The organism is Moorena bouillonii PNG, assembly GCF_001942495.1.
Taxonomy (GTDB): Bacteria; Cyanobacteriota; Cyanobacteriia; order Cyanobacteriales; family Coleofasciculaceae; genus Moorena; species Moorena bouillonii.
Window position 1 is genome coordinate 7,025,860 of record NZ_MKZS01000001.1, and the last position, 18,087, is coordinate 7,043,946.

17 protein-coding genes and 2 pseudogenes are annotated in these 18,087 nt (G+C 43.8%); 6 read left to right on the forward strand and 13 right to left on the reverse strand.

What is annotated here, in order from left to right:
- Positions 1–108: 108 nt before the first annotated feature.
- The 6 genes from BJP37_RS28540 to BJP37_RS41660 all read right to left on the reverse strand — a co-directional run bounded on the left by BJP37_RS28540 (position 109) and on the right by BJP37_RS41660 (position 5,763).
- Positions 109–1,128 (reverse strand): methyltransferase, encoded by a 1,020-nt coding sequence (locus BJP37_RS28540; protein WP_075903904.1) that lies wholly within the window; start codon positions 1,126–1,128, stop codon positions 109–111.
- Positions 1,129–1,185: 57 nt separating this feature from the next.
- The gene (locus tag BJP37_RS28545) at positions 1,186–2,883 is read right to left on the reverse strand and encodes a class I adenylate-forming enzyme family protein (RefSeq protein WP_075903906.1); all 1,698 of its coding nucleotides are present in this window, start codon (positions 2,881–2,883) and stop codon (positions 1,186–1,188) included.
- Between the two features lie 87 nt (positions 2,884–2,970).
- Positions 2,971–3,264 (reverse strand): hypothetical protein, encoded by a 294-nt coding sequence (locus tag BJP37_RS28550; protein WP_075903908.1) that lies wholly within the window; start codon positions 3,262–3,264, stop codon positions 2,971–2,973.
- Between the two features lie 130 nt (positions 3,265–3,394).
- Positions 3,395–4,507, reverse strand: coding sequence for a 3-dehydroquinate synthase II family protein (locus BJP37_RS28555; RefSeq protein ID WP_075903910.1), 1,113 nt, complete (start codon positions 4,505–4,507; stop codon positions 3,395–3,397).
- Positions 4,507–5,295: a 2-amino-3,7-dideoxy-D-threo-hept-6-ulosonate synthase gene (locus BJP37_RS28560; RefSeq protein WP_075903913.1), complete on the reverse strand. Its 789-nt coding sequence runs from the start codon at positions 5,293–5,295 to the stop codon at positions 4,507–4,509. The genes BJP37_RS28555 and BJP37_RS28560 overlap by 1 nt, the downstream gene beginning before the upstream one ends.
- Positions 5,296–5,592: 297 nt before the next feature.
- Entirely contained in the window at positions 5,593–5,763 is a 171-nt protein-coding gene (locus BJP37_RS41660; RefSeq protein ID WP_198954216.1) for a hypothetical protein, read from the reverse strand.
- A 265-nt stretch (positions 5,764–6,028) separates the two neighbouring features.
- Between BJP37_RS41660 and BJP37_RS28565 the strand changes: the two genes are divergently transcribed.
- Together BJP37_RS28565 and BJP37_RS28570 are read left to right on the forward strand one after the other, a co-directional pair.
- Entirely contained in the window at positions 6,029–9,580 is a 3,552-nt protein-coding gene (locus BJP37_RS28565; protein WP_075903915.1) for an NB-ARC domain-containing protein, read from the forward strand.
- A 167-nt stretch (positions 9,581–9,747) separates the two neighbouring features.
- Positions 9,748–11,015: pseudogene (locus tag BJP37_RS28570) on the forward strand (RNA-guided endonuclease InsQ/TnpB family protein).
- Between the two features lie 98 nt (positions 11,016–11,113).
- Here BJP37_RS28570 and folD read toward each other — a convergent pair.
- Positions 11,114–11,977, reverse strand: coding sequence for a bifunctional methylenetetrahydrofolate dehydrogenase/methenyltetrahydrofolate cyclohydrolase FolD (gene folD, locus BJP37_RS28575; protein ID WP_075903917.1), 864 nt, complete (start codon positions 11,975–11,977; stop codon positions 11,114–11,116).
- Positions 11,978–12,167: 190 nt separating this feature from the next.
- Between folD and BJP37_RS28580 the strand changes: the two genes are divergently transcribed.
- Positions 12,168–12,620: a hypothetical protein gene (locus BJP37_RS28580; RefSeq protein WP_075903920.1), complete on the forward strand. Its 453-nt coding sequence runs from the start codon at positions 12,168–12,170 to the stop codon at positions 12,618–12,620.
- The gene (locus BJP37_RS28585) at positions 12,610–13,050 is read left to right on the forward strand and encodes an NUDIX hydrolase (protein WP_075903922.1); all 441 of its coding nucleotides are present in this window, start codon (positions 12,610–12,612) and stop codon (positions 13,048–13,050) included. The genes BJP37_RS28580 and BJP37_RS28585 overlap by 11 nt, the downstream gene beginning before the upstream one ends.
- A gap of 559 nt (positions 13,051–13,609) precedes the next feature.
- Here the strand turns inward: BJP37_RS28585 and BJP37_RS28590 are convergent.
- From BJP37_RS28590 to BJP37_RS37720, 4 genes are all read right to left on the reverse strand, one after another.
- Entirely contained in the window at positions 13,610–14,431 is an 822-nt protein-coding gene (locus BJP37_RS28590; RefSeq protein WP_075903923.1) for a hypothetical protein, read from the reverse strand.
- Entirely contained in the window at positions 14,409–15,086 is a 678-nt protein-coding gene (locus BJP37_RS28595; RefSeq protein WP_075903925.1) for a hypothetical protein, read from the reverse strand. The genes BJP37_RS28590 and BJP37_RS28595 overlap by 23 nt, the downstream gene beginning before the upstream one ends.
- A 108-nt stretch (positions 15,087–15,194) precedes the next feature.
- Positions 15,195–15,374, reverse strand: coding sequence for a hypothetical protein (locus BJP37_RS41665; RefSeq protein ID WP_143727848.1), 180 nt, complete (start codon positions 15,372–15,374; stop codon positions 15,195–15,197).
- 22 nt (positions 15,375–15,396) lie between these two features.
- Positions 15,397–15,597 (reverse strand): CHAT domain-containing protein, encoded by a 201-nt coding sequence (locus BJP37_RS37720; protein WP_075903926.1) that lies wholly within the window; start codon positions 15,595–15,597, stop codon positions 15,397–15,399.
- A 115-nt stretch (positions 15,598–15,712) separates the two neighbouring features.
- Here BJP37_RS37720 and BJP37_RS28605 point away from each other — a divergent pair, with 115 nt between their 5' ends.
- Positions 15,713–16,294 (forward strand): GIY-YIG nuclease family protein, encoded by a 582-nt coding sequence (locus tag BJP37_RS28605; RefSeq protein WP_075903928.1) that lies wholly within the window; start codon positions 15,713–15,715, stop codon positions 16,292–16,294.
- A gap of 58 nt (positions 16,295–16,352) precedes the next feature.
- On the opposite strand, the gene BJP37_RS40225 is transcribed toward BJP37_RS28605, so the two are convergent.
- Together BJP37_RS40225 and BJP37_RS45205 are read right to left on the reverse strand one after the other, a co-directional pair.
- Positions 16,353–16,514: a hypothetical protein gene (locus BJP37_RS40225; protein WP_158069812.1), complete on the reverse strand. Its 162-nt coding sequence runs from the start codon at positions 16,512–16,514 to the stop codon at positions 16,353–16,355.
- A 51-nt stretch (positions 16,515–16,565) separates the two neighbouring features.
- Positions 16,566–16,829 (reverse strand): annotated as a pseudogene (locus tag BJP37_RS45205) (tyrosine-type recombinase/integrase); the annotation flags it as partial.
- Between the two features lie 252 nt (positions 16,830–17,081).
- Here BJP37_RS45205 and BJP37_RS28615 point away from each other — a divergent pair.
- Complete coding sequence (locus BJP37_RS28615; protein ID WP_075903929.1) at positions 17,082–18,077, forward strand: tyrosine-type recombinase/integrase; 996 nt, start codon at positions 17,082–17,084, stop codon at positions 18,075–18,077.
- Positions 18,078–18,087: the final 10 nt, after the last annotated feature.

Sequence of the window (18,087 nt, forward strand, 5' to 3'; positions counted from 1 at the left end):
AACCTGCTAACCTTCAACCTGCTAACCTTCAACCTGCTAACCTTCAACCTGCTAACCTTCTAACCTTCTAACCTGCTAACTTGATCGCCTGCTAACCTCTAATTGGGATTATTTGATGCCTACTGCCATTGAGTAAGCTCCTAGAAGAGGTTTAGTGTAAGTGTCTTTGAATCCTGCTTTGTCCATCCAAGCACAGCAGTCTGCTCCTGTGTAGTCGAAACCCCCAAAGGTTTCGATCAGCATATTTAGGCTCATGAGTAACCCAAACTTGTTCTGGCAGCGCTGATCGTCAATTAGTGCGTCGTAGACAATCAATGCCCCACCGGTCGGGAGTGCTTCGTAGGCTTTGGCAATTAACAGGTGCTTTTGTTCTAGATTCCAGTCATGGAGGATTTGTCCCATTACCAAAACATCAGCACTAGGCAGCATATCCTGGAAAAAGTCACCACCATGAAAGTTTAATCGCTGGCTAAGTCCTCTGGAAGCAACATATTCCTCGTAAATTGGGCGAACCACTGGCAAGTCGAACCCACCTCCACGTAAATGGTCGTGACTTAGGGCAACGGTTACTGGTAACTGCCCTTGAGCCGTACCGATATCGATAAAGGTCTGAAACTTCTCCCAGGGAAATTTATCAGCGATCGCCTTAGCTACTCCCATACTGACCCCAGACATTGCTTCCAGAAAGAGTTTTAGGCGGGCAGGGTCCCTGTAAAGGGTGCCGAAGAAGTCTTCTCCATTTTTGGCTTCATTCTGGGGTTGACCGCTCTGTAACCCTTCTGTTAATGAACCCCAAAATCCATAGAGACGGCTGTTGCACATTTCTAGACAACCACCGATATAGGAAGGCTTGGAGCGGTCAAGAAACAAATCACTTTCAGGGGTGTTACTGTAACGGTGATTAGAACGGTCTAACACGTTTAAGGCAACCAGTGCATCCAAAAAATCTCGCGCGCTACGGGGATGAAGTCCTAGTTTTTCAGTCAATTCAGCAGCAGTCATAGAACTCTGAGCCAGTTCAGTAAATACTCCCAGTTCCACTGCACTTAAGAATGTCTTAGATGCCGAAAAAGCCAACCCTAATTCTAATAGTTTGTCCGGTCCCAACTGTTTATTAATCGCTTCCATTGACTAGTCTCCTTCTAGTTTACTTGAGTTAAAAATGTTCAGTGAAGTATAAAAAATCTAAGACCTAACTGGAACTTTAGTTGGCTGTGGATAAGCAAAATCATGAAGCCCTTTACTCTCTAAGTTATGCTCAGCACAAATTAGGATATCCTGATATTGCTCGCGAAGCTTCCTTTTCAATACTTTTCCTGTTGATCCTACAGGAAGATTACTGACGATTTCTAAGAAAGACAAGGATTCAAACTTGTTATCCAATAGTTGCTTATTGATAGCAGTAATCAGAGCTGATGCTGTAATATTTACTGGCGCTTTCAGCTTTATAAAAGCTACCAAACCATCCAAGCCTTTTTCCTTAGGAACACCAATTATTGTACAATCAGCAACAGCTGAGTTGTTCTTCAAAATTAATTCTTCGATGGGTAAGGTATTGACTAAGCCGCTAGCGCACTGAATCGCATCAACCGCACGATCCACGTGAAAAAATTTATTATCCTGATCATAATAAGCCAAATCCCCACTAATCCAGTACCCTTGTTTATAACTTTTGAGGGTGCGGTTAGAATCATTCCAATAGCCTGGTGTAATAGTTGGAGATTTAATACCCAGGAAACCTACCTGATAGGGTGCCAGTAGATTTCCCTCCTCATCTAATACTACAGCTTTTACAAAACTGCGTGGTTTACCCATATATCGATTATACAAGCTTGTCTGGCGACTAGAGACTTTATTAAACAAAGCCATGCCGAGTTCTGAAGCACCCAAACCATCAATAAAGACTGATTTAGAATTCCCAGCATTTACCAGAGTCCTGATATGAGCTTCATGGGCAGCATCTCCTGTATTAATCCACATTTTTACAGAACTCAATTGGTCTTTTTCTAAAGCCTGGGAAGCCATGTCGGCATAGGTTTGTGGAAAAGCTGCTACTATAGTCGCTTTAAGTTCTTCAGCTTGAGTAATAGCATTATTCCCAGATAAATCTGACAAAACCATAGTGGGTAATCCCAGTAAGGTTACTGTCATAAAGTAGCTAATTCCCGCCGAATGTGAACTAGGTAAAGCAAACAAAAACTTATCGGATGGACTAGCTGGGAAATTTAGCAGCCGAATGCGTTTGCCAAAGAAAAACTGTTGATGCCCAAATATCACTGGCTTAGGCTTTCCAGTAGTACCAGAGGAATGACAGATCATAATTGGATGAGAATCTGTAGGAGAATATGGATACCACTGGGGAAGCTCTATCTCTGAGCTCTGAACAGCTGTATTGTTGACATCTGTGGCAATAAACTTTAATGAGTCATTAGTTTTGACGTAGCCACTAATAGTATCCAGGTGCTTCTGATCAGAATATAAACCAATGGCACCAACACGCCTGATAAAGTCAGCAGCAATATCAGGATCCATACGACCGTTTACCAAAACTGGAATAGCACCGAGGTTGTTTAGTGCTAAGTAATGGATAAAGTAACCGATTCCATCGTCTAAATAGATAGCAACAGGATCATTCTCACGAACACCAGATTTCCTGTACCAAGAGGCATAGTTATCAACAACATCTTTTAAGGAAGATAAACTAAAACTGTTGATGGTCTCCCCTGTGAATGTTTTAAAAGGTTTTTCTAAAAACAAAAAATCATTGTTTCGATAAGGGTTATTAGCAACAGAGTACTGGAGAAAGTTACCACATCCTAATGGCTTGGCAAGGAATAACTTAAGTCTTTGGTACAATGGCAAAATAGTTGGGTTAATGTTCATGAGGTTAAATCCAAAGTGGTGTCGAAATATAATTGATACTACCTAACAGATAATGTAATGGCAACAATGCCGATTTTTTTTTACAATTCAAATCAAATTTGCAAGTTCACTATCAGACAAAATAATCTGACCATAATCGGGAATCCAAGCTAGCCAGGTATTTTCAGATTCCCGACCTAAAATAAGAGCTTCTTCACAATGAATCGAGTTAGGGATATCAGGGGCTTTAACCCAAATTTGAGAGTCGGATTCTGCCTCAAGGTTACTTGAGTTAGTCTCAATCGATTTGTCTTTAAAACCTAAGGTCGATTCAGTCTGCGTATTTTGTTTGGACTTATAGTCTTTTGGCTGATAGTCATTTAAGCTAAGTAATGTACTCATTCTTAAATCCCCTCTTACTTGCTAATACATGTTGATTGTTTCCAAGGAAGTGATATCGTGTCCGGTTGTGGGCGATAGTGTTATTTGTCGTTGTTTCTTTGGTAATCGATACTCCCGGACATGATATTATTTACTTTTCCAGACAAGACTCTTTCACTGGAAGCCCAACATGGCGTCCACTGGGCGCAGTATGACCAAGCAGCTTATCACCAGGCTTCAATTCTGTGACATTCAGGACTTTACCACCAGGTCCAAGAACTCTTACATGCCAATCGTCTTGGACAATCACATTTACCGGAATTCCCGATTGAGACACTGCATCGATACTGAGTAGCGGACGAACTTCTATCTTCATCCTGCCTACAACTATTTCTCGTGCCTTGCCATCACAATTTACCCCTAATACTTTGTGTCCTGAACTCAGCTCACTAAGATAATTAGTTTGACTAACACTAGACACTAAATAAGAATGTATAGCACCAGCATTGACTCGGAAAGGACGAGTTGGCATGTAGGGCAGTGGATGGGTCTCGCTGCTAACTAAAATCATTCCTTGGGAATAAGAACCAATGAGTATACCTTCATCTTTGGCAAAGTTAGAACAAGTATCTACACAAGCCCGTTCTCCCATTCCAATATGGGAAATTTTTGTTACTTCAAGTTCTTCCAGTGAAACTTCCAAATTGTTGGCCTTACGACACAGTTGCCCAAGCTCCCTGGCATCGATAATCCCGTTAGGGGTTAGCATGACTCCATGTGACCCTTTTTCTAAGACCCCCAGGACAATTTCTGCTTCCTCAATATCTTTGACAACGGTAATTATTTGCCCATCCGTGTTGTCTGCTGAGGCTAAAACAATCTCCAGAGGAATTTTTGTGGTGTCTTTAAAATAGATGACAGCCCATTTTTCCTGTCTAGCGATATTACAAGCAGTTTGTAAGGTATCGTCGTCGATAACATGAATAAAAAATCCAATTTCTGCTTTAGATTTGTAGGTTTCTGGTTGAGTAGTTATTTCAGAATACCAGGAATGATCAAACAGTACTATATCGGCCTTTTCGATACATCCGTCCGCTTCTTCTGGGCTGTCTACAAAAGCAATGCGAGAGACAGATTCATGACAATCCATGACTGGACTTGATGAATCAACCACCACTCCATTGATATCAGAGTTTAGAGATCCACACAGTGCTTTATAGTCAACATCATTAAAGCTTCTGAGGTCTAACCAAGATAATTTCATTACGCTACCTCCTTGATGGCAAACTGATAGGGATTACTGATAACTTTGGCAATTTCTTGAGAAATGAATGAGGGATTACTGTGTTGAAATATATTTCTACCAACAGCAACGCCTTTACCGCCAGCCCTGATGGCATCTTTGATCATCGATAAGATCGAGCTATCTGCATTGCTCTTTGCTCCTCCGGCAACGATAACAGGGATGTCAACGGCATTAACAACTTGTCTGAAGGATTGAACATCGCCAGTGTAGTTGACCTTGACAATATCTGCTCCTAGCTCCCAGGCCAATCTGGTTGAGTGAGCGATCGCATCTGCATCGTACTCATTTTTAATCTTTTCTCCTCGTGCATAAACCATTGCTAGCAATGGCATACCCCATTGATGACAGGCTGCTGATATTTGGCTGAAATCTTTGAGCATACGATATTCATCCTTTGCCCCAAGATTAACGTGAATTGAAACTCCATCTGCACCAAGCTTAATGGCTTGTTCAACACTACTGACTAGATGTTTGGAAGATGGATCGGGAGATAGGTTAGTTGACCCAGAAAGATGCAAAATTAACGATATATCTTTCTGAATTAAACCTGGATGGATTGCCCGAGCTATCCCTTGATGAGCAACAATTGCACTAATGGTTTTCTCCGGTAACGATCTGATAAATTGATGAACTTTTGCCAGACCACTAACCGGACCCAGTGTAAATCCATGGTCAATTGGAACTATAAAATAGTTGTCTAATCCTTTGAGAATTCTTGCCAAACGATAATTTTTACCAAGAGACATAAGAGACTCCTTTTGACTCGATTACATGATGTGGTGTTTTCCAAAATCTTAGATTCCTATCGAACTAAGTGTTGGAAAACTAACTTTTAGTGTTTCATGGCACTTAGCTCAATCTCGATATTTCTATCGTGCCTGACACTCACAAAGCGAAAGTCTCAGTTTTTGCCTCAGTTTTTGTCTTAGTAACTGAAACTCACGTGAGTTGTCTGGTTTTTTTTAGAATTATCTCAGTAATTTATCAGATTTGGCTCAGGTTGAACTCAACAGGATAACTGATATAGCAAAGGGCACTTCGGATCAGGGAGTAGGGAGTAGGGAGTAGGGAGTAGGGAGTCGGGAGTCGGGAGTCGGGAGTCGGGAGTCGGGAGTCGGGAGTCGGGAGTCGGGAGTCGGGAGTCGGGAGTCGGGAGTCGGGAGTCGGGAGTCGGGAGTCGGGAACTGTAGGTTAAAAACCCGCCCTGCTAGCATAGAATTTAAACAGGTTTGTCTCAGTTTTTGTCTCAGTGGTTTCAGTTATGCTGTGTTTCTGAGATTTTTCTCATTTTTACCTCAGATTCCCTCTTAGTTAACCTTGCCTAACTAATTCCATAACTTTCGATAACATTTATACATTGCGCGGCTTTTTGCTCACCCATAGATTAAAGATTTAGGTATAGTGATGGCTGGATTAGGGATGGTGCCATAGCGATCGACCCCATGGATTGGGGGTTAAGCAAAGCAAGAGAGTGGACTTATGATGAATTCCGTGCGAGCATCTGAATCAGGACTTAAATTAGTAGACCAAGCTAGACGTCAGAAAAGATGGAACAAAACAGCGGTAGCTTGGTATACTAGCGCATTTACTTCTAAGGCAACCTTAAACCGATTTTGGGGGAGACAGTCAATTCGTACTGACACCTTCATGGCCATTTGTAGTGCTGTAGGTCTTGATTGGGAAAAGGTAGTTGAGCCGGATGAGATTGAGATAGATCAGATGGAGCTAACAGCGCTATCGACAACTGCTCTGGCTGGAATTGGACATCTTGATTGGGGTGGAGCTCCAGAACCGAGGAGTTTCTACGGTCGGATGCAGGAACTGAATACCCTACAGGAATGGATTCTACAGGACAACTGCTGCCTGGTGGCACTTCTAGGGATGGGGGGAATTGGCAAAACCACCTTGGCTGTGAAGTTAGCCCATCTGCTACAGGATAAATTTGAGTTTGTGATTTGGCGCAGTCTACGCAATGCTCCGCCCCTAGAGGAAGTCCTGGCAGACATGATTCAATTTCTGTCTGTGCAGCAGGAAACGAATTTACCGTCGTCTGTGGATGGCAAAATTTTGCGATTGATTCAGTATTTACAGACGGCGCGTTGCCTGCTGGTTCTTGATAATACCGAATCGATCCTCGAAAGTGGTTCTCGCACCGGTGGCTATCGAGAGGGATACGCTGGATACGGTGAGCTACTCAGAACTATTGGGGAAACCTCCCACAACAGCTGCCTAGTGATGACCTCCCGGGAGGCACCTCAAGACTTGACCCTTCTGGAGGGGGAAGCCTTACCGGTTCGCTGCTTCCCACTCAAAGGTTTACCAGAAACCCATGGACAGGAAATCTTTAAGGAAAAGGGAAATTTTATTGGCGATGACACCCAATGGATGACCCTAATTGAGCGTTATGCGGGAAATCCTTTAGCCTTAAAGATGGTAGCCTGTGCAGTCAGAGACTTTTTTGATAGCAATATTGCTCAGTTTCTGGATTTTTTAAAGGAAGGCTCATTCATTTTTGATGATATTCGGGATTTACTAGATCGGCACTTTCAGCGCCTTACCTCCACAGAAAAGGAACTGATGTACTGGCTAGCTATCAATCGGGAACCCATTTCTCTTGAAGAACTGCAAGAAGACTTTGTCTGCTACCTATGCGCTACGGATATTTTAGAAGCTGTAGGGTCTCTACAACGGCGGTCATTGATTGAGAAAACCTCAACTGGGTTTACCCAACAACCTGTAGTCATGGAATACATGATTAATCGACTCATCGAGCAGATTCCTGAAGAGATTATTAGTCAAAATATCGCTATCTTCCGCACTCACTCCCTAATCAAAGCCAGCGCCCCTGACTATGTTCGGGATGCTCAAGTCTGTCTGATTCTAGAACCGATTATTGAGAAATTACTCTCCAGTTTTGGTTCTACAAAACAGCTGGAAAATCATCTCCTGGAAATCCTCTCAATGCTGCGCGCCCCGACTCCTGGGGTTAAAAAATCTACTCTCCAGATGGGATATGTCAGTGGTAATACTATTAATTTACTTACTCAATTACAGATTGATTTAAACGGTTATGACTTTTCTGGCCTGACAGTTTGGCAAGCCAACCTACAGGGACTGACATTACACAATGTCAATTTCGCTGGCTGTGACTTGGCTGGCTCAGTGTTTACTGAAACCCTAGGGAATATGTTATCGGCAGCATTTAGTCCAGATGGGAGGATGTTGGCAATCTGTGATACAGATTTTCAGATTCGCCTATGGCATGTGCAAACTGGTAAACTACTGGTAATCTGTGAGGGTCACACTAATTGGGTACGCTCTGTTGCGTTTAGTGGGGATGGTAAAACCTTAGCCAGTGGTAGTGCTGACCATACCGTAAAGTTATGGCAAGTCAGTGATGGCAGGTGCTTACAAACTTGTACTGGACATACTGATGAAGTGTTCTCAGTTGCTTTTAATCCTCAAGGTAATACCCTGATTAGTGGTAGTAGCGACCAAACTGTCAGACTCTGGGATGCTGACACGGCTGAATGCCTTAATACCTTTACTGGACATACCGGTTGTGTGAGATCAGTGGCTTTTAGTACTAATGGCAAAACCCTAGCCAGTGGCAGTGATGACCACACTGTCAAACTCTGGGATGCTAGCACTGGTAGTTGGGTTAGAACTTGTACTGGACATACCAGTGGAGTACGCTCAGTTGCTTTTAGCACTGATGGCAAAACCCTAGCCAGTGGCAGTAATGACCACACTGTCAGACTGTGGGATGCTAGGACTGGTAGCTGTGTTAGTACTCACACCGGACATAGTAGTGGAGTCTACTCAGTGGCTTTTAGCACTGACGGCAAAACCCTAGCTACTGGTAGTGGCGACCATACTGTAAGGCTATGGGATTACCACACTGGTATTTGCCTGAAAACCTTGCATGGACATACTAATCAGATCTTTTCTGTGGCGTTTAGCCCTCAAGGTAACACCCTAGTCTGTGTGAGTTTAGATCAAACTGTCAGACTTTGGGATTGGGGCACTGGTCAATGCTTGAAAACTTGGCAGGGAAGTACTGATTGGGTATTTCCAGTGGCTTTCAGTCCTGATGGTAAAACTTTGGCTAGTGGCAGTAACGATAATACAGTCAGACTATGGGATTATCATAGCGATCGCTGTATCAGTATTTTGCACGGACATACTGCTCACGTGTGTTCAGTGGCCTTTAGTAGTGACGGTAAAACCGTAGCTAGTAGCAGTAGAGACGAAACAATCAGGCTGTGGGATATCAAGACGGGAGAATGCTTAAAGATTTTGCACGGACATACTGATTGGATCTATTCGGTCACTTTCAGTGGTGATGGGAAAACCCTAGCCAGTGGCAGTGCTGACCAAACGGTGAGGCTTTGGGATCAGCGTACTGGTCACTGCGTCAGCACTTTGGAAGGACATACTAATCAGATCTGGTCAGTGGCTTTCAGTAGTGATGGTAAAACCTTGGCGAGTAGCAATACAGACCAAACGGTGAGGCTGTGGGATGTCAGCACAGGGGAATGCTTGAAAACGTTACAGGGACATGGTAATCGGGTCAAATCCGTCGCTTTCAGTCCTAAGGATACTATCCTGGCCAGTTGTAGTACAGACGAAACGGTACGCCTCTGGGATTTGAGTACGGGTCAATGCTCTAAACTATTACGCGGACACAACAATTGGGTCTTTTCCGTGGCATTCAGTCCCGATGGCAACACTATCGCTAGCGGCTCTCACGACCAAACTGTCAAGGTGTGGGATGTTTCGACAGGGGAATGCCGCCACACTTGCATCGGACATACTCATCTGGTCTCTTCTGTTGCCTTTAGTGGGGATGGTCAAATTATAGCTAGTGGCTCTCAAGACCAAACCGTGAGGCTTTGGGACACTAAGACGGGCAAGTGCCTGAAAATTCTCAGAGCTCCGAGACTCTACGAAGCCATGAATATCACTGGAGTGACAGGATTAACTGAGGCACAGAAAGCAACTCTGAAACAGTTGGGTGCGATCGCATAAGTAGGCAACCCCATTAACTAGCCGTGCGGGAAGTCCCACGCTATACCCGTAGGGTTAGCGTGTTTGTTGAAAGCACGGACAGGATAAGCGAAAAGTTTTTCGATGTCTTGACGTGTTACTGTATTATATATATGATAGTAACAAGGTCGATAAAAGAGTTGAGTGCGATGAAACATAAAGCCGTCAAAGTCAGAATCTATCCGACAAAAGAGCAAGTTCAAATATTAGCTCAGCATTTTGGATGTGCTCGCTGGTGGTGGAATTATGCGTTAAATCACTGCATAGAGACTTACAAAGAAACTGGCAAAGGACTAAAGCAATCTGCACTCAACTCTATGCTGCCAAAACTCAAAAAAGAGAAAGAGACTGAATGGCTAAAGGAGTGCTACTCCCAGGTACTGCAAGCCGTGAGTCTCAATATTAGCCGTGCATATCAGAACTTTTTTGTTCGCGAAGCGTGGCCATAGGCCAAGGTAGAGCAAAATATCCTAAGTTCAAGTCATACCACCATCGCCAATCCATTCAGTATCCTCAAAACGTCAAGCAAGTTGGTGATCGCCTTAAATTTCCTGGAAAATTGGGAATTGTCAAAGCAGTGATTCATCGGCCATTAGACGGGGAAATTAAAACGGTAACAGTTAGCAGAGATCCTTCTGGGAAATATTACGCTTCTGTTTTGATGGAATACGAGTCCAAAGGAATAAAGCCATCAACAGAGGTGCGACCCGTGGCGAATTTAATTCGCCAAGGTCAAGCGCACCTAGGAAAGGTGATTGGGATTGACTTGGGCATTAAAGATTTTGCTATTACTTACGATGGCGAAAAGACCTCTAAATTTGGCAATCCTAAGCATATAGCTAGATCCGAGAAAAAATTAGCTAAGAAACAACGTATTGCAGCCCGAAAAAAGAAAGGCAGTAATAAGTGCAGAAAGGCTCGCCGGATTGTAGCTAAGGTATATGAACGTATTGGAAATGTCCGCCAAGACTACTTACATAAACTATCCAGGAAGATTGTAGATCAGAACCAGGTAGTAGTAGTTGAAAACCTAAATGTCAAGGGCATGGTTCGTAACCATAAATTAGCTAAAGCAATATCTGATCTTAGCTGGGGAACTTTTGTAAACTTCCTGTCTTATAAATGCGAAAAAGAAGGAAAAGTGTTAGTTGAGATAAATCGATGGTTCCCCAGTTCTAAAACCTGTTCTAATTGCCATTATCGAATCAAAGAATTGCCACTAGACGTAAGGACTTGGACTTGTCCAAGTTGTGGAACTTGTCATGACAGAGACGGTAATGCGGCCAAAAATATTAGAGCAGAAGGGATCAGAATGCTCTCCTCCTCTGGGACGGGGGAGGATAACGCCAGTGGAGAAGAAGTAAGACCAAGACGTGGGCGTCCGTCCAAGTTAAGGCATTCTTCCGTGTTCGCGTAGCGTGGCCAAAGGCCAAGCTGGAAGCCCCGGCCTCAACAAAGTAGGCTGGGGTAGTTCACTTGATTGATTGTTATCAATCTTCACAAGAGCAAAACTGTTCAAGAATACCTATTTGTATAACTAAGGATCGTGTTATTTAGTAGCATAGCCACTGTCATCGGTCCGACGCCACCAGGGACAGGGGTAATATATCGGGCAGTTTCCTGAACAGAGTCAAAGTGGACATCTCCCACAAGACGAGATTTTTCTTGTTGATCACTAACGCGATTGATACCAACATCAATTACAACAGCACCTGGTTTTACCATGTCACTGGTAATCAGTTGAGGTCGTCCCACAGCTGCTACCAAAATATCAGCTCGACGTGTCAGCTCCCCCAGATCTTGGGTGCGCGAATGAGCAATTGTTACTGTAGCGTTGGCTTCTAGTAGCATTAGTGCCAGAGGTTTACCTACTAAAATACTACGTCCTACCACTACTGTCTTTTGACCAGACAGATTAATCTGGTACTCTTGCAACAGGTGCATTATCCCTGCTGGTGTACAGCTACGTAAACCAGGCTCTCCCCGCAGCAGATGACCTAGATTAACAGGGTGTAATCCATCAACATCTTTATCCGGATGGATTTGGTGCAGTAATGAAACAGCATCTAGGTGTTCGGGTAAGGGCAGCTGGAGCAGAATTCCATCTACACGCTGATCTTGATTGAGGGCGTTAATGGTTTCCTCGAGTTCTGCTTGGGACGTGTTACTGGGAAAATGACGACCAAAAGAAGCAATGCCCACTTTAGCACAGGCACGCTCTTTATTACGAACATAGGCAGCGCTAGCCGGGTTGTCACCTACCATCAACACTGCTAATCCAGGTGGTCGTCCATGTTTCAACGTCAGCTTCTGTGTCTGTTCTTGCAGCTGGGTCTGAATTTTTTTAGCTATGGTCTTACCATCGAGTATGTTGGTCATTGGTCAATTGGGTTAAACAGTGTAGACGGGTGTACAGATGCTGCCTACTTGGGTTAGAACATTGTAGATGCATGGAGCGACTTACTTGAGGCTGGGGAACGAACATTTATGTTTCAACCTACTTCCTTTTTCACTCCTCCAAACAGAGTTCATTGGCAACTGACAACTGAAAACATCATAGGATTTCAATATGCCAACTAAGTATTGGTCAACTCTTTTACCGTTTTGGGTTTTACTTGTAGGAGCCGGGACTGTTGGCTGTAGTCCCTTAGCCCATAATGGCATTCATCAGCTTAATATTAGCTACCCTGGTGTAAAGGTCACAAAAATCCTTGATATACCACAAAATCAGAATACTATCGATACAGTTTACCTTCGGGGTAAAGTTACTAATCAAGCACCACTTTTAGATGCGAATGCTTATGAACTCCAAGATGCTACTAGTACCATTTGGGTAGTCTCTCAGGGAACTTTGCCCAATATCGGTGATCAAGTCTTGATCCAAGGTAAGCCTCAATTTCAAAGCATTCCCATTGCTGGACAAGATTTGGGTGAATTATTTATTCAAGAGCTTGAGCAGCTACAACGGCAAGTCTATCAACCTAAGTCCCCCTTACTTCCAGCACCAACAGATGAGCAGTAAGCAAGTTCAAGTAGCGATCGCTATTCTATATCGGCAAGGTCAGTTTTTGATGCAGCTACGGGACAATATTCCTGGTATTCTTTACCCTGGTTTCTGGGGTTTATTTGGGGGACACATTGAACCCGGAGAAACCCCAATCGAAGCTCTCAAGCGGGAATTGCTGGAGGAAATTAGCTATGCACTACCCTCAGCATCTTTGTTTGGCCATTATCCTGAACCCCATGTGTTCCGCCATGTGTTTGCAGTACCCCTGACCGTGGAACTTTCACAGTTGGTCTTAGGGGAAGGCTGGGATATGGGGTTGTTGACTCCTGAGCAGATTCGTCAGGGCGAGTCTTATTCTGCCAAGGCTGGTCAGGTGCGACCCCTTGGTCCTGCTCATCAGCGTATTCTACTGGATTTTCTGGAGAAGGGATCCAGCCTGGTATAAGCTACTCTATACCGCACACCTGGGCAAGAACAACCGGATAACCTACCCTTCACCGAACGTCAAAGGCGAACAACTGGATCACCTTAAATCTTCAACCCTTCACGGACAGCAAAGCATTATCAAGAATGCTTGTTGTCCTTTTTGTTATTTTGGGCATCTCTCTGCACAACGGCCACTGAAATGCCTTCGCGTAGCGTGACCTACGGTCAATCGCTTTTTAGTACTCACTAATTTGATGTTCTAATTTGATGTTAACGATTGATTAATTGCAATGTGATTAAATAATTAATTCCTTTAATGGGCGTTATTGGTACTTCAGTTGACCTGTTTACACAATAGTTTTACGCAATAGTTTTGAGTCTGGTGGGAAGTAGCTCCGTTGTCGGGATTCTGGTAAAGGAACAGAGTTGAGTCCTGGAATTAGAACTAGGTAATGTATCGGTTATATTTCCAAGTACATAAAGTTGACAGGTCTGCTTACACACCTGAGTTTTTTTTGCATAGGGGTAAAAAAAGACCTATTGTCAACTATCTTTTTAGTTTTCTTGCAGGGGCTGTTTTAGGTATATCGCTCGATATCTAATAATTTCTGGTCGATGTTAGCTATCGCATGTTCCCAGTCTGCTATACTAATCATCCGCAAGTCATCTATAGATCCTTTTTTGCAGACTTTGAGCGCGAACCGTTTCTTAGCGAGCAAACCAGTTAATTGAGTGAATTGCTGTCTTACTTCCTTGAGGGACTTTCTCCTAGCTGCCTCACTCGAAGAACTGTTAAAATCTTCGGATCTCGAATTTTTCCTTGAGTCTCTTACGGTAGACATAACGGACGTATACCATTGATCAGAATATCTATAGAACGAATAAATATCATAGATGAGTTTCACTACGTCTGGTTCGGAATGGCGATCGACAGACCACTTAGCATAATTCTTTGCTATACCTTTCAGGTATTCAAAATATGAGTACAGTTTGATTTCTACTCCACATCTTTCACTGAGTCTCTTTGCCACATTTTTTACTTCTCTAGAAGCCCCTTTTGAAACAAAAATAAAGAAAGTAAAATCATCTAAATGTTTTTCTGCTAGTTCGATGTAACCACGAGTAACTATACATTCATTTATGTCATCTATCGTTAGCCAGTCTTTTTTGTATTCGACGACTATGGTTCCTGGCTTGGAGGCAGGATTGACTGAATTTATTACTTCATCGAATTCTCTTTCGCTTACGAGACTAAACCTGCGATCGTCTTTTACTCTGTAATGACGCCTCGAATCTAACGCATCTTGAAAATCCTTGGGAAACAATTCATAATATGAATCAATACGATCCGTCAGCTCTTCCTCTGACAGTTTGACATTAGAATTCCCCAGAATCTCCATAGTCAGAGGGGTTGTCTCTGAAGATATCTTCGATCTGCTCTTCTTTTGAGAGTGGTTGTCCTGATGATAAATCATAACCTTGTTGTTCCAATTTATCTCTTACGTTATTTAGTATCTTGGAAACTGACTCAGCTTTATCCTTAGGAAGTTTGCTGCTATCCGGATGGAACACTTTTATTAATTTCATGTAATTTCCGACTTTGATTTCAGCCTCTGCGATCGCTTCAGCAATGTACTCGGGTTGAGTGCAAATTAATTCGTAAGTAGATGCAACCCTGATTTCGGACTCTTCTGTAGCTGCTTGTTCCGGCTCGGGTTGACTTGCCACAGGAGTAGATTCGTCCACATCAACCAACCTCTTTTTGATCTGCGAGATCGCGTGTTCCCAGTCTACGATGCTCATCATCCGCCTGCCTTCAAGTGAGCCTTCCTCGCAGACGAGTAAAGCTGATCTCTTATTAGCTGGAACCCCGGTTAATTCGGTGAACTTTTGCTTTAATTCTTTCAGTCTGCTAGCCATGGACTTAGAAGGTGGTTTGGGAGATTCTTCAGAGGGTGGTTCAGGAGTTTTCTCCGTGGACTCTATTTCCTCGCTGTTGGGCACATTTTTCTTGAGCCTCTTGATAGCATACACCCAGTCGTTAATGCTATTCATTCGCCTACCTACAAGCGCACCCTTTATACATGCATGGATAGCAAACTTCTTCTTAGCCGGTAGGCCGGTTAGTTCCCTGTATAAAAGGGTTTCAGGTACTTTGGCACTTCATGACAGCTTCTCTAGCATTACGCCAACATCCAGAAGTTGTCTTTTGGGAATAGAGAATTGCTTTCCGGAAATCGTTGGCAATTTTTCTGCCTTGCCTTTGTGGCGTTCAAGGTCAAGAATGGGTTGTGGCTGTGTTGTCGTTTGTGATACTTTCCGGAAAATGGAAGGTTTGGCCACCCTACACCCTATTCCCTACTTCTCACAACCAATTTCCCAGCAAAATAAAAGCCGACCAGTAAAGGGGGAGATTAAATGCCTCGCTCTGCAACAGCTCCAGTTGAGCAAGACGCAGAGCTTCAGCCTTGGTAACCTTGCCTCGTAGGAACCTTATTCGGTATAGTCTAGAAAGAGCTTTGAACAGGTCATACCGATTTGGGAGTGTCAAACTCCCTCTACCCACCTTGGTGAGGTTCCGTAATCACAACGGATACCAGCCCCGGTCAATCTTCACTCCCCTGAGCCTTTCACAGTCACTGCGATCGCTAAAGAACGATACAAAGGAGAACAACCTAGGCTTGCCATACGTCTACCTAATAGCAAAGATAAACCCTAGTAGTGGGCACTTTACCGGCGCATTCAAAATAGGAAAAACAAAGAGGAGTCCAGAGATAAGACTGAAAGAACTCCAAACTGGTAACGACTTCCCTTTGACCATCGAATATGTAATAGAAACAAGCCGACCGAGTGAAGTGGAGTCTAAACTCCATGCAATATTGCGATCTCATGCCAGCACTGCCGGAGGAGGTACCGAATGGTTTTATTTCAGTAACGACGTTGAACTTTCTCGGGTAAAAAGGCTGATGTATAAGCACAGTGATAACTATCGCGTGCCAGAACCAGAACCAAGACCACCACGACCAAGACCAGAAGAAAAACCGTATGTACCCTCGCGTAGACGAAGCAATCCTATTGATCTGACTGATCCCTCATCTATTTTCCTTATGATTCTGGCTGATCCCGTATCTGCTTTATTTATGATGCTGCTTTCTGTAGCTGTGATTACAATACTTTCGTTAGGACTAGTAAACTTATTGATGGTTGATAGTTATCAACAACTCCCACTTGAACGAACACCTCAAAGGAGCCTGATACGCTAGACGCGCGACCAACAAAAGCAAGATTGACACCAGGTGGTTCACGCCATCCAATCCCCAATCAATCGGAATTTATCAACCCAATGGTGCCAATGAACAGGGCAGGGACAAAACAGCTGTTCCCTGAGGCCGTTTCAATCAGGTCGGCATAGGCTCTAATGCCTCCCTCAAAGTCCACACCATCCAGCACTGCATCAATTCCATTGTTGAAATCCTCGTTCAAGGCGTAATGCTAGAGAAGCTATCACGAAGTGCCAAAGTACCTGAAACCCTTTCATACAAGAAACTTCACCATCACTTGGTCATAAATTTCTTGAACTTCCCCTATACTCAGTCTTGAATACACTTCCAATGACTGTCGAGAAGAATGCCCGGAATAGGGTTGGATGAGGGCATCATCAATCCCTTGTTTTTTTCAACCAAGTGAGCAGAAAGTGACGCAACTGATGGGGTGAAATGCGCTTACTGAGTCCCACCTCTTCTGCATACTTTGCCAAATCTTTCTGATTCCCCGGTCGCTATACTTACCTTTCCAGGACTTCCGAACATCTTAATCCCCAGGAGTATTAGTTATACCAAATCCTGTTCCCATACCCCCCTTATCCGCATAGCCATAGATTCCTGGCATACAAAGATTTTGTCGATTTTTATAAAGGGGTTTTGACAAACGGATTTGGTATTACATTGAGAAACGCTTGTATAACGCCGAGTTGGGGGATTATCGGTACTTAAAGAGGCTATAATAGTACTAGATGCTTAACAACTTCACGTTAATGGCACCAATGGCACCGTGGATACTCATACCCCAAACCACATCACCCCTCAACCTGACCACCTGACCATTACTACAGCAAACCTACTGGAGGCTTTTGCTGATTTCCTCGATATCGATGTGGCAGCAGGAGATGCTGCAGCTGATACCGTCAATACCTACCGCCGCCAGGTTCAGCAGTTTGTGAACTGGTGCGATCGCATAAATCTTCATCCAGCTGCAGTTACTAAAGAGGACATTAAGCGTTACCGCCGCTGGATGGTAGAAACTAAAAAATTTAAGCCAGCGACGGTATCACTAAAGTTGTCAGTTGTCAAGCGTTTTTATCAAGCTGCTGTGGAAAAAGGACTGATTACTATCAATCCAGCCCTTGGGGTGAAACCGCCACGGGAAAAGCTGGACCCGGCGGCAAGGATTACCTATTTGGAAAAGCCTGAAGTTGAGAAGTTGTTAGCAGCTATAGCCAATGATGGTAGCCTTAAGGCAAAGCGAGATAAACTTCTGCTGGCAATCATGATATTGGAAGGTCCCCGTAGCATTGAGTTACATCGGGCAAATGTCTCTGATGTAGTTAAGCAGGGGGGTAATCTGGGAATTCGGGTCGAAGGCAAGCGTAATATTAGAATAGTGCCATTAACACCAGATCTTGCTGAGTTGCTGATGGCTTATCTCGAAGCAAGGGCAGAAAATGGGGAAGTGGTCAAACCATCGAGTCCTTTATTTATAGCTGTTGGAAACAGGGCGGGTGGCAAGCGGATTTCCCGGCGGGGGATTCGGCTAGTTGTGGATAGCTATTTAGAGCAAACTAACCTTAAGCAAACACCAGGAAGAACTATATCAGCCCATAGCTTGAGACATACCGCAGGTACATTAGCTCTCCGTTCTGGTGCTGAGTTACGGCAAGTGCAAGATTTGTTGGGACATGCTGATCCCAGAACAACTTGTATTTATGCCCATGTCGCGGATCGCTGGGAAAATAATCCAGCATTGAAGCTGGGCATTAACCTGTCATGATCATCTCAAG